This window comes from Streptomyces sp. NPDC028305, assembly GCF_055569495.1.
On record NZ_JBVHTN010000001.1, the window covers coordinates 824,794 to 837,216 of the forward strand.

General features: G+C 71.6%; 13 protein-coding genes. 5 read left to right on the top strand and 8 right to left on the bottom strand.

Annotated features, from left to right (window positions below; all coding sequences use genetic code 11):
* Window positions 1–54 precede the first annotated feature (54 nt).
* Window positions 55–987, top strand: a complete 933-nt coding sequence (locus tag ACZ4WQ_RS03790; protein ID WP_311722715.1) for an NAD(P)-dependent oxidoreductase — start codon at window positions 55–57, stop codon at window positions 985–987.
* On the top strand, window positions 984–2,384 hold the full coding sequence (locus ACZ4WQ_RS03795) for a GntP family transporter (protein WP_398369711.1): 1,401 nt from the start codon (window positions 984–986) through the stop codon (window positions 2,382–2,384). Before ACZ4WQ_RS03790 ends, ACZ4WQ_RS03795 begins: the two co-directional genes overlap by 4 nt.
* Before the next feature lie 57 nt (window positions 2,385–2,441).
* Here the strand turns inward: ACZ4WQ_RS03795 and ACZ4WQ_RS03800 are convergent, their stop codons facing one another.
* Window positions 2,442–3,317: a helix-turn-helix transcriptional regulator gene (locus ACZ4WQ_RS03800; RefSeq protein ID WP_398369709.1), complete on the bottom strand. Its 876-nt coding sequence runs from the start codon at window positions 3,315–3,317 to the stop codon at window positions 2,442–2,444.
* A 113-nt stretch (window positions 3,318–3,430) separates the two neighbouring features.
* Here ACZ4WQ_RS03800 and ACZ4WQ_RS03805 point away from each other — a divergent pair, with 113 nt between their 5' ends.
* Entirely contained in the window at window positions 3,431–4,051 is a 621-nt protein-coding gene (locus ACZ4WQ_RS03805) for a DsbA family protein (RefSeq protein ID WP_398369707.1), read from the top strand.
* On the opposite strand, the gene arfA is transcribed toward ACZ4WQ_RS03805, so the two are convergent.
* Window positions 4,035–5,585: an arabinosylfuranosidase ArfA gene (gene arfA / locus ACZ4WQ_RS03810; RefSeq protein WP_398369705.1), complete on the bottom strand. Its 1,551-nt coding sequence runs from the start codon at window positions 5,583–5,585 to the stop codon at window positions 4,035–4,037. The two genes, ACZ4WQ_RS03805 and arfA, sit on opposite strands and share 17 nt — an antisense overlap.
* A gap of 257 nt (window positions 5,586–5,842) precedes the next feature.
* A complete protein-coding gene (locus tag ACZ4WQ_RS03815; protein WP_361192755.1) occupies window positions 5,843–6,034 on the bottom strand; it encodes a hypothetical protein in 192 nt (63 codons plus the stop codon).
* A gap of 150 nt (window positions 6,035–6,184) precedes the next feature.
* On the opposite strand from ACZ4WQ_RS03815, the gene ACZ4WQ_RS03820 reads away from it, so the two are divergent.
* Window positions 6,185–6,691, top strand: coding sequence for a DinB family protein (locus ACZ4WQ_RS03820; RefSeq protein ID WP_311722709.1), 507 nt, complete (start codon window positions 6,185–6,187; stop codon window positions 6,689–6,691).
* A 9-nt stretch (window positions 6,692–6,700) separates the two neighbouring features.
* On the opposite strand, the gene ACZ4WQ_RS03825 is transcribed toward ACZ4WQ_RS03820, so the two are convergent.
* The 5 genes from ACZ4WQ_RS03825 to ACZ4WQ_RS03845 form a co-directional block, all read right to left on the bottom strand.
* Window positions 6,701–7,069, bottom strand: coding sequence for a hypothetical protein (locus ACZ4WQ_RS03825; protein ID WP_385345769.1), 369 nt, complete (start codon window positions 7,067–7,069; stop codon window positions 6,701–6,703).
* Between the two features lie 75 nt (window positions 7,070–7,144).
* The gene (locus ACZ4WQ_RS03830; RefSeq protein WP_398369702.1) at window positions 7,145–7,387 is read right to left on the bottom strand and encodes a hypothetical protein; all 243 of its coding nucleotides are present in this window, start codon (window positions 7,385–7,387) and stop codon (window positions 7,145–7,147) included.
* Between the two features lie 62 nt (window positions 7,388–7,449).
* Window positions 7,450–8,436, bottom strand: coding sequence for an alpha/beta fold hydrolase (locus ACZ4WQ_RS03835; protein ID WP_398369700.1), 987 nt, complete (start codon window positions 8,434–8,436; stop codon window positions 7,450–7,452).
* 217 nt (window positions 8,437–8,653) lie between these two features.
* Window positions 8,654–9,637 (bottom strand): phage baseplate protein, encoded by a 984-nt coding sequence (locus ACZ4WQ_RS03840; RefSeq protein WP_398369698.1) that lies wholly within the window; start codon window positions 9,635–9,637, stop codon window positions 8,654–8,656.
* Between the two features lie 152 nt (window positions 9,638–9,789).
* Window positions 9,790–10,782, bottom strand: coding sequence for an arabinan endo-1,5-alpha-L-arabinosidase (locus ACZ4WQ_RS03845; RefSeq protein ID WP_311722705.1), 993 nt, complete (start codon window positions 10,780–10,782; stop codon window positions 9,790–9,792).
* Between the two features lie 184 nt (window positions 10,783–10,966).
* On the opposite strand from ACZ4WQ_RS03845, the gene ACZ4WQ_RS03850 reads away from it, so the two are divergent.
* On the top strand, window positions 10,967–12,382 hold the full coding sequence (locus ACZ4WQ_RS03850; RefSeq protein ID WP_398369695.1) for a glycoside hydrolase family 30 protein: 1,416 nt from the start codon (window positions 10,967–10,969) through the stop codon (window positions 12,380–12,382).
* Window positions 12,383–12,423 lie beyond the last annotated feature (41 nt).

Below are 12,423 nucleotides of genomic sequence, written 5' to 3' on the forward strand. Positions count from 1 at the left end.
CCCTCTCATGCCTTTTTCTCGTCCCCTCCCCCTCCTCCCTCCCAAGGAACCCGCATGTCCACATCCGCTTACCCGTCAACATCCACACCCCGGACCGCGGTCATCGGCCTGGGCGCCATGGGGCTGCCCATGGCCCAGCGGCTGGCCGGGGCGTTCCCGGTGGCCGTGTTCGACATCGCGGCCGAGCGCCGCGCGCTCGCCGTCGAGCACGGGGCCACCGAGGCCGCCACCCCGGCCGAGGCGGCCCGCGACGCCGATGTCGTCGTGCTGGCCGTACGCGACCAGGCCCAGGTCGACGGCGCGCTGTTCGGCGACTCGGGCGCCGCCGCGACGCTGAAGGCCGGGGCCGTGGTCGTACTGACCAGCACCGTCGGCCCGGAGGCGGCCCGCGCGACCGCCGCCGCCCTCGCCGAGCGCGGCGCGGACGTACGGCTCGTCGACGCCCCGGTCAGCGGCGGTCCGACCCGCGCCGGGAACGGCGATCTGCTGATCGTCGTCGGCGCGGAGCCGGCCGCCCTGGAGGCGGCCCGCCCGGTGCTCGACCGGCTCGCCTCCACCCTGACGGTCATCGGCGACAAGCCCGGCGACGGCCAGGCCCTCAAGGCCATCAACCAGCTGCTGGCGGGCGTGCACATCGCCGCCGCGGCCGAGGCGGTGGCCCTCGCGCGCGGCCTCGGCCTCGACCCGCAGACGGTCATCGACAGCCTGAGCCAGGGCGCGGCGGGCTCGTTCATGTTCGCCGACCGCGGTCCGCGCATGGCGCAGGTGTACGGGGACGACGCGGACTCCGTCGAGGTCCGCTCCCGCCTCGACATCTTCGTCAAGGACATGGGCATCGTGACCGGCATCGCGAAGCACGCGCATGTGCCGGTGCCGCTGGCCTCGGCGGCCGAGCAGCTGTATCTGCTGGGCGAGCGGGCCGGGCTCGCGGCCCGCGACGACTCCTCCATCGTGACCGTCCTGTCCCCGAGAGGAGAAGGCCGATGAGCCACGGCGCGCTTCTGGCGGTGGCGGCGGGGGGCGTGGCCCTCCTGCTGCTGATGATCATCAAGGCGAAGATCCAGCCCTTCGTCGCCCTGGTCGTGGTGTCCATCGGCGTGGCGCTCACGGCGGGTGTCCCGGCCGCGGAGCTGGTGGCCACCATCGAAGAGGGCATGGGCTCGACGCTCGGCCACATCGCCACGATCATCGCCCTCGGCGCGATGATCGGCCGCATCATCGAACTGTCCGGCGGCGCCGCGTCCTTGGCGCACTCGCTCATGGAACGCTTCGGGGAGAAGCGCACCCCGCTCGCGCTCACCGCGGCCGGATTTCTGCTCGGCATCCCGGTGTTCTTCGAGGTCGGCCTGATCATCCTGATGCCGATCGCGTACGGCGTGGCCCGCGCGTCGCGCAAGCCGCTGCTGGTGTACGCCCTGCCGATGGGCGCGGCGATGCTCACCGTGCACGCCTTCCTGCCGCCGCACCCCGGCGCGGTGGCGGCGGCCACGACGATCGGCGCCGACCAGGGCTGGGTGCTGCTCTTCGGCATCCCGGTGACGGCGGTCGTGATCCTGCTGGGCTATCTGCTCGCCAAGCGGATGACGCGCCGCGAGTACCCGATGACGGCCGATGTGTACGCGAAGGTGTTCGGCGCCGGGGACGGGTCCGAGAACGAGGCCGGGGCCGAGGCCGGGCCCGCGCCCAAGGCCGTGGTCGAGGGCGCGGAGAACCCGCCGTCCTTCGGCATGGTGGTGAGCCTCATCGTCACCCCGATCGTCCTGATCCTGCTCGGCACCATCGGCACCAACTTCCTCTCCGAGGGCTCCACCCTCCGCGCCGTCCTCACCGTCCTGGGCGCCCCGATGGTCGCGCTGCTCGTCGCGGCGGCGCTCGCCGCGTACTTCCTGGGCGCCCGGCGCGGCTGGTCGAGCGCCCGTATCTCCGAGGTCATGGGCTCGGCGCTGCCGGGCGTGGCCATGGTGATCCTGGTGGCGGGCGCGGGCGGTGTCTTCGGCAAGGTGCTGGTGAAGACCGGCATCGGCGACGCCGTGGCCGACGTCCTGGACCGTACGGGCCTGCCGCTGCTGGCCCTGGCCTTCGCGATGACGATGCTGCTGCGCGCGGTGCAGGGCTCCACCACGGTGGCCCTGGTCACCACGGCCGGCCTGATCACCCCGCTGCTCCAGCGCACCGACCTGTCCCCGCAGCAGCTGGCCCTGGTCTGCCTGGCGATGGGCGCGGGCGGCCTGTCGGTCTCGCACATCAACGACGCCGGCTACTGGATGTTCACCCGCCTGGTCGGCCTGGAGGTCGGCGACGGCCTGCGCACCTGGACCGTCCTGACGACCGCGATGGGCGTGGCGGGCTTCCTGCTGACGAGCCTGCTCTGGCTGGTCGTTTAGCGGGTATCGCCACGAGACGGCGGCGAGCCGGACCGCGTGTGCCTGGCCCCGGTGGGGTCAGGCACACGCGTTTCCCGTCATCGCCTGCGTACCGATCACCGCGAGCAGGCTCAGCTTGTCCGCCGCATCCGTGCCCGGCGCGGCGGTGTGGATGACGACGTGGAGGTCGCTGCCGGGGGCGTTGAGGACATCGCAGTCGAGGACGAGCGGGCCGACGTCGGGGTGGTGGACGGTCTTGGTGTCCATGGTGTGACTGCCCACCGCGTGGGCGTCCCAGAGCCGGGCGAAGCGGTCGCTGGCGCGGCGCAGGTCGGCGACGAGGGTGCGCAAGGGCCGGTCGGCGGGGTAGTGGGCGGTGGCGGAGCGCAGGTCGGCGACGGTGGCGGTTTCGAAGCGGGCCTGTTGTTCGGGGGTGTGGGTCACGCGGTCGGGGCGTCCGGTGAAGTGGCGCCACAGGACGTTGCGCTCGCGCTCCGAGCGCCCGGAGGGGTCGCCGTGCAGCGCGGCGTACAGCTGGTTCCAGGCGATCAGGGTCCACGCCGCGTCGTACACCCCGACCGGGGTGGCCCGCATCTGGTCGAGCATGCGCTGGACGCCGGGGGTGAGGTAGGACGAGATGCGGTCGGTGGTGGGCGCGGGCCGGCCCGCGAGCAGGAACAGGTGGCGGCGTTCCGGTTCCGAGAGTCGCAGGGCGCGGGCGAGGGCGGTGAGGATCTGAGGGGACGGGGAGGTCGCGCGGCCCTGTTCGAGGCGGATGACGTAGTCGACGGACATCCCCGCGAGCTGGGCCAGTTCCTGGCGCCGCAGCCCCGGCGCGCGGCGCACGCGCCCGGCCGGCAGGCCGACCGTCGCCGGGTCGAGCCGGTCGCGCCAGCGGCGCAGCGCGCCCGCGAGGTCGCCGGCCGCGTCGTCTCCGCTCCCTGTTCCGCTCATCGGTTCAGTATCCGGCCGGGGGCGGCGGGCGTCGCGGGCCCAGCCTGGTACCGCTTTTACCAGGAAGAACCTTGTACTTCCTGTCCCTTCCCGCCAGGCCGAGGCTTATGGGCATGCGAACCAAACGCCGTGTTGAGATCGCCCTGGACCTCGTCTGTGTCCGTTGCTACCTCGGCTTCACCCGCCTCACCCGGGCCGCCGGCGGCGAGGCCGAACTGACCATCCGCCCGTTCCAGGCCGAGCCCGACGCGCCGTCCGCCGGTGAGCCGCTGTTCGAGGTCTGGCGGCGGACCCGTGGTGAGGCGTTCGTCCAGCAGGTGGCCTCCGACACCGCCTTCGGTGTGGCGGACGGCTTGGACCTGCGCTTCGAACGCGCCCTGTTCACCAACACCTTCGAGGCCCACCGGCTGGTCGCCCACGCCTCCGCCCAGGGGCTCGGCGAGCGGATGGCGGAGCGGCTGTTCCGGGCGTACTTCACCGACGGGCTGCTGATCTCCGACCGCACCACCCTGGCCCGGCTGGCCGCCGAGGCCGGGGTGGTGGCGGCCCCCGGCCCCGACGACACCGACGGAACAGCCGAGTTGCGCGCCGAACTCGACCGCGTACGCGCGCTCGGCGTCCATGTCGACGTGGTGCCGTACGTCGCCTTCGGGGACGGGGCCGTCCTCGAAGGCGCGCAGCCGGAGGAGGCCTACCGCGCGGCGCTGACCGCGCCGCTCACCCCAGCCGGATGACGTTCCAGGACATCGGCTCCAGCGTGGCCCGCAGCACCCCGTCCGCCAGGACCGTGCCGGTCGCGGGGTGCGGGGTGACGCGCTCCGGCTCGGCCAGGGTGTTACGGGCCTCGGGGTCGGCGTCCGCGAGGACGCTGTGCTCGACGACACGGGCCACGCCGAGCCCGCGCAGGTCCACCTCCAGCGGCAGCGGCCGCGTCTGGTCGCGGTTGACGACGAAGACGGTGACCTCGCCGCTCTCCTCGTCCGCGACGGCGGTGGCGTGCAACAGCGGCACCTCGCCGTACTTGGCCGTCTCGTACGTCGGGCTGTCGACGTTGACCTGGAGGACCCGCCCGCGCCCGTGGCGGGAGGCCTGGGCGAACGGGAAGAAGGTGGTCTGCTTCCAGGCCGGGCCGCCCGGCTCGGTCATGATCGGCGCGATGACGTTGACGAGTTGGGCGAGGCAGGCGACGGTGACCCGGTCGGCGTGGCGCAGCAGCGCGATGAGCAGCGAGCCGAAGACGACGGCGTCGGTGACGGAGTAGTTGTCCTCCAGGAGCCGGGGGGCCTCGTCCCAGTTGGGCGGCTCGGCGCCGTGGAAGCGGGTCAGGTACCAGACGTTCCACTCGTCGAAGGAGAGGTTGATCTTCTTCTTGGACTTCAGCCGGGCGCCTACGTGGTCGCAGGTGGCGACCACGTTCTCGATGAAGGACTCCATGTCGACGGCCGAGGCGAGGAAGGAGTCGCGGTCGCCGTCGAGCTCTTCGTAGTAGGCGTGCAGGGAGATGTAGTCGACGAGGTCGTAGGCCTCCCGCAGGACCGTCGCCTCCCACTCCGCGAACGTCGGCATGGACTGCGAGGAGCTGCCGCAGGCCACCAGCTGCACATCCGGGTCGATCTGCCGCATCGCTCGGGCGGTCTCGGCGGCCAGCCGCCCGTACTCCTCGGCCGCCTTGTGGCCGGTCTGCCAGGGCCCGTCCATCTCGTTGCCCAGGCACCACAGCCGGATGTCGTACGGGTCCTTGTCGCCGTGCGCGGCGCGGCGGTCGGACAGGGCGGTGCCGGAGGGGTGGTTGGCGTATTCCTGGAGCTCCAGCGCCTCCGCCACGCCGCGCGTGCCGAGGTTGAGCGCCATCATCGGCTCGCTGTCGACCTTGCGGAGGAAGTCGATGTACTCGCCGAGACCGAAGCGGTTGGTCTCGGTCGACCGCCAGGCCAGGTCCAGGCGGCGCGGCCGCTCGTCGACCGGGCCGACGCCGTCCTCCCACTTGTAGCCGGAGACGAAGTTGCCGCCCGGGTAGCGGATGACGGTCACTCCCAGCTCGCGGATCAGCTCCAGGACGTCGGTGCGCAGCCCGGCGTCGTCGGCGGTGGGGTGGCCGGGTTCGTAGATGCCGGTGTAGACGCAGCGGCCGAGGTGTTCCACGAACGACCCGAACATTCGCGGGTCGACGTCGCCCACGGCGAAGGCGGGGTCGAGGGTGAAGCGGGCCGGTCGGGCGGGAGCGGGGGTGTCGGCGGCGGTGCGGTTGCTGGGGGTCGTCGGCTGCATTGCGGCGTCTCTCTCCTGCGCTGGCGCGCTGTCGCTTGGTCGCTTGTCCGAGATCTCGGATACCGATCGCAACTTCGAACGAGACGGTAAGATCTCGCTCCCGCGCGCGTCAACGCCTCGCGCAGCGCGACGCTGCTCGGCGCGCGGGAGAAGCCGACGCACCCCCGGTGTTGAGTTTGCGGTGACTTTCGGACGACGACACGCCGAAGTCACGGCGTGTCGCTGTCCCATTCCCACCACAAGGTCGGCTCAGTGCCTCAGCCGGGCCCCGAGTCGGGGCAGCAGGCGGAGCGCGTTGTCGCCTTCGCGTCGGCCGAGGCGCCGGGCGCCGAGGCGATCCCCGCCCCGGCGGCCACCGCCCCCGCCCCCGCCGCGAGCACGGCGCGGCGGCGGGTCAGGGACGACGGCGTGGACGTGGCGGCGGAGCGGGAAGTCCGAAGCGTGGCCATGGGGCCCTTACATCACTCCGTGATTCACTTGCCTCGATGGGAAGGCATGCGTCACGGCAACGCACGAACGGGGAACTGGGCAAGCCGGTTCGGCGTAGAGCCGGACTGAAATCCTCCGCGAGCATCGGCCCGTACGAAAGGGACTCACCCGTGACCACCGAACGCCCCCGCATACCCACCACCGCGGACGAGCGCGAGACGCTGCGCGGCTTCCTCGACTTCCACCGGGCGACCCTCGCCGGCAAGTGCGACGGCCTGTCCGACGAGGAGCTGCGGCGTCAGTCCATGCCGCCCTCGACGCTCTCGCTGCTCGGGCTGGTGCGGCACATGGCCGAGGTGGAGCGCAACTGGTTCCGCCGGGTGATCGACGGCGAGGACATCCCGCTCGTGTGGTCGGACTCGTTCGACTTCCAGGCCGCCTACGACGCGCGGGAGGCCACGCGGGCGGAGGCCTTCGCGGCGTGGCAGGCGGAGGTGGAGCACTCGCGGCGGATCGAGGCCGCCGCGGAGTCGCTCGATGTGACCGTCCACGCCGCGCGGTGGGGCACGGACGTGTCGCTGCGCGCGGTGATGATGCACGTCATCCTGGAGTACGGGCGGCACAACGGCCACGCCGACTTCCTGCGCGAGGGCGTCGACGGGACCGTTGGCGTCTGACGCCGGCGCTCACCGGCTCACCAGCCGCACCTCCATCTGGCGCTCCTGATCGCCGGCGACCCGGCCCCGCTCCTCGATGGCGAAGGCGCGGGCCAGGACCTCGCGCATCTGCTCCACCTGGCACGGGCAGCCCTGGAGGTCTGCCGTGATGGGGGCGGTCAGGGTGGTGGGCTCGGGCTCCGGGTGGCTCGGGGTCACCTCGAAGGTCGAGGTCCACACCACCGGGTGGCCCTCGAGCATGTGCTCCGGCAAGCCTGCGTACGCCTCGTCGGAGCGGTAGCACCGGTGCAGTACGTCAAAGACCGCGCCGGCGTCGTCCCGCGAGATTCCGGTGAGGGTCACCAGAACATGCTCGGCGTGCCATTCCACGTTGGCCATGGCGGGCACCTTCTTCACTGATGCGCTGAGCTGATCGATTGTCCCTACATTCATGTTCGCAGCTTTTGCGCGGTTTCACCCGGATGGCTCGTCCGGAGTCGGATGCGCGCCGTCGTCGCGGCCGTCCGGTGCTCCGTATCGGCCCGCACCGCCGCCCCGGTCCGGGCCGCCCCAGTCCGGGCCACCCCAGTCCGGGCCGCCCACATCCAGGCCGCCCACATCAAGCGGGTCCGGACCGTCGTGTACCTGCTGGTCCGGCAGATCCCTCGGTACGGCGTGGGCATGGTTCCCGGGCGCTTCCAGTCGTCGGTCAGTCACTGCCGGTTCCCTTCGTCAGCGGACGGACCCTCCAGGTACCCCGAGCGCCCGGGGCTACGCCGTCAGGCGGGCAGGGAGGCGAGCCAGTCGGTCAGGTGGCGGTTGACCTCCTCGGGGCGTTCCTGCTGGATCCAGTGGCCGCAGCCGTCGAGGATGTGCGAGGAGCGCAGGCCGGGGAGGGTGGCGGGGTAGGCGTCGATCGCGGCGGTCAGCCAGGTGGTGGAGGCGTCCAGGGCGCCGCCGAGGAACAGCGACGGCTGGGTGATGGGGGCGCCGTCGAAGTCGGCGAGGTCCTCCCAGTCCCGGTCCATGTTGCGGTAGCGCCCCAGGGCGCCGCCGAGCCCGGTCCGCTCGAATTCTCCGGCGTAGAAGTCGAGGTCGTCCTCGCCGAGCCAGGCGGGCAGCCGGTCAGCGGGGAACCGGTCGCGCAGCGTCCCGCCGCGGCTGACGAAGTGCGGGTCGGGGGCGCCGGACGCGGGCATGGTGTCGCCGGACAGGGCGGCGTAGAAGCCGCCGAGCCAGCCGCGGACGTCCGGCTCGATCTCGGCCTCGGCCCGGCCGGGCTCCTGGAAGTAGGAGACGTAGAACTCCTCCTCCCCGCCCATCCCCGCGAAGATCTCGCTGGGCCGCGGTCCGCCGCGCGGGGCGTAGGGGACGCTCAGCAGGCCGACCGCGCGGAAGACGTCGGGCCTGACCAGGGCGGAGTTCGCGGCGATGGTCGCCCCCCAGTCGTGGCCGACGATCACCGCGGTGTCCTCGCCGAGCGCGTGCACCACGGCGGCGCCGTCCTCGACCAGGTCGAGCATCCGGTACGCGGCCACGCTCTCCGGCTTCGAGGACCGCCCGTAGCCGCGCACGTCGACGGCGACCGCGCGGTACCCGGCGGCGGCCAGCGCCGGCAGCTGACGGCGCCAGGAGTACCAGGACTCCGGGAAGCCGTGCACCAGCAGCACCAGCGGCCCGGTGCCCTGCTCCACCAGGTGGATCCTGCCTGCGGGGGTCGGGACCATGCGATGGGTGACGTCCATGGCCTGGGCGGGCTGCGACATGACTTCTCCGTCCGGGACTGCGATGTGCCGGCCGCCCGATCTGCCAGGTGCCGGGCGCGGCGGCTCGTTGCGGCGATCCTGTGCCGGATGCCGCCCCGCCGCGAGCCCTGTTGCCGGTTCGGCAAACGACCCGCGCCTTCCGCGCGGTCCACGGGCTCGCGCCCAGCGGCTACCGTGACGGGACGCTGGGCGCGAGCCCGGCCCATGGGGGACCGGCTCAGACGAGCACGTTCTTGTAGAAGAGGTTGCTGCGGCGGTCGCCCGCCTCGCCGGAGGCGAAGCCGAGGAACAGCCGGACCTCCCCCGCGGCCGTCCGGTACACCCCCATCCCCTCGGGCTCCCGGTAGGTGAGCGTCGAGCCCGCCCCGGTGAAGGCCCGCTGGGTGAGCGCGCCGGTGTTGACGTTGACGCTGGAGGTGTAGGCGTTGCCGGGGGACGGGTTGTCGGCGCCGTAGGCGGTGCCGGTCAGCTGGTAGACGTAGCTTCCGTAGAGCGTGTAGCCCTGGAAGACGGCCGAGTCGCTGGGCTGGGCGAAGTCCGCGAGGCGGTTGGTGTAGTTGCCGGCCGCGACCTCGTTCACGTTGAAGATCGCGTACCGCCTGCTGCCCGCGGTGTTCAGATAGCGGATCGCCATCCGGTTGTTCACCGGGTCGATCGCGCAGGTGGTCTCCGTCGCGTCGGAGACGGGCGAGTGCTTGGTCAGGGCGGAGGAGGTGTTGGAGAGGGTCGTCCCGCTGCTCCAGCGGAAGCGGGCCAGCCGTTTGCCGCGGGCGCCGCTGTTGACGTCCACTTCGGTCCACAGATAGGTGCTGGTGCCCACGGGCTGCGCGGCGATGGACACGGCGTGCCCGAATCCGAGCAGATACATAGAGCCGAGCTCATTGCCGGAGAAGTCCAGCTGGGTGATGCACAGGTCGCCGCTGCTGTCCGCGGAGCCGTCCTTGAGCTGGGCCACGAACAGGCGCCGGTTGACGTTGTCGAAGCAGAACGACTGCTGGACTCTCGCATCGTGCAGGCGTGCGTGGCGGAACAGGTCGTACGAGGGCTCGGTCAGGTCGAAGCGCGAGGACGTCGGTACGGCGGTCGGGGCGGCCTCGCTCGCGGTGGCCACCTTGGCCCCCAGGCCGAGCGCGGCGCCCGCCGCGGCACCGCCGCCGAGTTTCAGTAACCGGCGTCTGTTCCAGGTGCGGTCTTGCGTCACGGATCTTCGCTCTCTGTCGGTGATGTGCCGTAGCGCCCCCGTCCCTCGGTGGCGGGGGACGGGGGCGCTACGCGCGTAGGATCTTGGTGATCCGTCTCCAGATTTGCCCTGGGTACACCTCCTCGAACCGTCAGGTTCATGTCAGGCCATGATCAGTACGCGGTCGGCCAGCCTCCGCTCCAGTTCAGGAGGTTGACGCCGAGCTTGGGCGTGCCGTTGTCCTGACCGTCGTAGTAGTGGTAGACGAGCAGATCGCCGTCGACATCGCTCATGACGGACTGCCCGCCGGGGCCGATGTAGCGGCCGTGGGACTCCAGGACCACCGAGCCGCCGTTGTTCATCAGGTTGACCCCGTTCTTGTCGAGGTACGGCCCGGTGGGGCTGGTGGCGCGGCCGACCTTGATCTTGTACGTGGAGCTGGTGCCCGCGCAGCAGGTGTCGTACGAGGCGAACAGGTAGTAGTAGCCGTTGCGCTTGACGACCGTGGGGCCCTCGACCGCCTTGGTGCCGGTGGGCCGGGAGGCGATGCTGTAGACGGTCTTGTCGCCCGCGTACTGCTTGCCCGAGGACGGGTCGATACGTAGCATCTTCAGCCCCGACCACCAGGATCCGAAGGACAGCCACCACTTGCCGTCACCGTCGACGAAGAGGTTGGGGTCGATGGCGTTGTAGTTGCTGCTGCCGGTGGTGGAGTGCACGATGCCGTAGTCGGTCCAGGTGCCCGCCTTGCCGCTGGACGAGGTGGCGAACCCGATCGCGGAGTTGCTGGACCCGAAGGACGAGACGGCGTAGTACATCAGGTACTTGCCGCCCTGGTACGAGATGTCGGGCGCCCAGGGGTCATTGCTCGAGGAGTAGTTCTTCCACCACGACGGCGGGGTGTTGAAGGCGTTCCCCGAGCGGCTGAAGGCGATCCGGTCGGTGGAGGTACGGGCCTCGAGGCCGCCGTGGGTGGAGTACAGCAGGTAGGTGCCGTCGCTCGCGCGGATCATGGTGGGGTCGTGCACGACGATGTCACCCGTCACCAGGCCCGGGTTGGGGTAGGCGGAGGCGCTGGTCGGCAGCAGGGCGAGGGTCGCGGCGGCCGCCAGGACGGCGATGCGCCGGCCGCCTGCGCGCGCATACGCGAACATGGCATGGATCATTCGGCTCTCCTTCGGAATGTTTTCGGTGCCCCTCCGAAACACATGGCCGTACATGGCGCGATCGGTGGCCTCAACACCTCCCTCGTCCCAGGGGATTGACTAGCCCCTCAGCTGCCTCTACTTTCCCCCGGACGTTTCGGTGACCTTCCGGAAGTTTTTCGGAGGCAGGGGAAGGGACGCTCTCGTGACCAAGCTGATGCGCGCCGCCGTGACGGGCGCGCTGGCCGTCGCCCTCCTGGGCACGGCGGCGACCGTACCGGAGGCCCATGCCGGTGACGCCCCCGCGGCGGGGGCCTCGGGCCGGGTGGACTTCGGCCAACGCCTCCAGCCCATCGACGGCTTCGGCTTCTCGCAGGCCTTCCAGCGCGCCGACATCATGCACGGCGCGCGCGGGTTGACCCCCGAACACCAGCGGGAGGTGCTCGACCTGCTGCTGGACCGGAAGTCCGGGGCCGGTCTGAGCATTCTGCGGCTGGGCATCGGCTCGTCCTCGGACGAGGTGTACGACCACATGAAGTCGATCCAGCCGACCGACCCGGGCGGCCCCGAGGCCACGCCGCGCTATGAGTGGGACGGCGACGACGGCGGCCAGGTGTGGCTGGCGAAGGAGGCGAAGGCGTACGGCGTCAAGCGCTTCTACGCCGACGCCTGGAGCGCGCCCGGCTATATGAAGACCAACGGCACGGATGCCAACGGCGGGACGCTCAAGCCCGAGTGGCGGCAGGCCTACGCCGACTACCTCGTCCAGTACGCGAAGTTCTACCGCCAGGAGGGCGTCCGGATCACCGACCTCGGCTTCACCAACGAGCCGGACCTCGCCACGTCGTACGCCTCCATGCAGTTCACGCCCGAGCAGGCGGTGGAGACCGTCAAGGCGCTCGGGCCGACCGTGCGGCGCGCCGGGATCGACCTGGTGTGCTGCGACGCCGCCGGATGGGACCAGCAGGCGGAGTTGACCGCGGCGATCGAGGCGGATCCGCGGGCCGCGGCGTTGGTCGGGGTGCACACCGGCCACCCGTACGTCACCCCCTCCGACCAGCCGCTGCCGACCGAACGCCGCACCTGGATGTCCGAGTGGAGCCCGAACGGCGCCACCTGGAACGAGGCGTGGGACGACGGCTCCGGCTACGACGGGCTGGCCGTCGCGGAGGCCATCCACACCACGCTCGCGGACGCCCGCGCCAGCGCGTACGTGTACTGGTTCGGCGCGTCGATCGGGGCGACGCGTGGGCTGATCCAGCTGGACGGGGCGGACTACCACGTCTCCAAGCGGCTGTGGGCCCTGGCCGCGTACAGCAGGTTCATCCGGCCGGGGGCGGTGCGGGTGGCCGCGTCGTCCGGGGCGGAGGGCGTCAAGGTCACGGCGTTCCGGAACCGGGACGGGGCGCGGGTGCTGGAGATCCTCAACACGGGGACGGACGCGGTGCGGGCGGATTACGCGCTGACGGGCGGCGGTGCGGGCGGCTCCGCGCGCGGCTCGGTGTACCGCACGGACGAGACGCACTCGCTGAGCCGGGTCGGGTCGGCGGCCGTCCGCGACGGCAGGCTGGGCGTCGAGCTTCCGGCGCGGTCCCTGACCACGGTGGTGCTGGGGAGCTGAGCGTCGCCGGTGGGCTTGGTTCACCCGGCCGGGTGAACCAA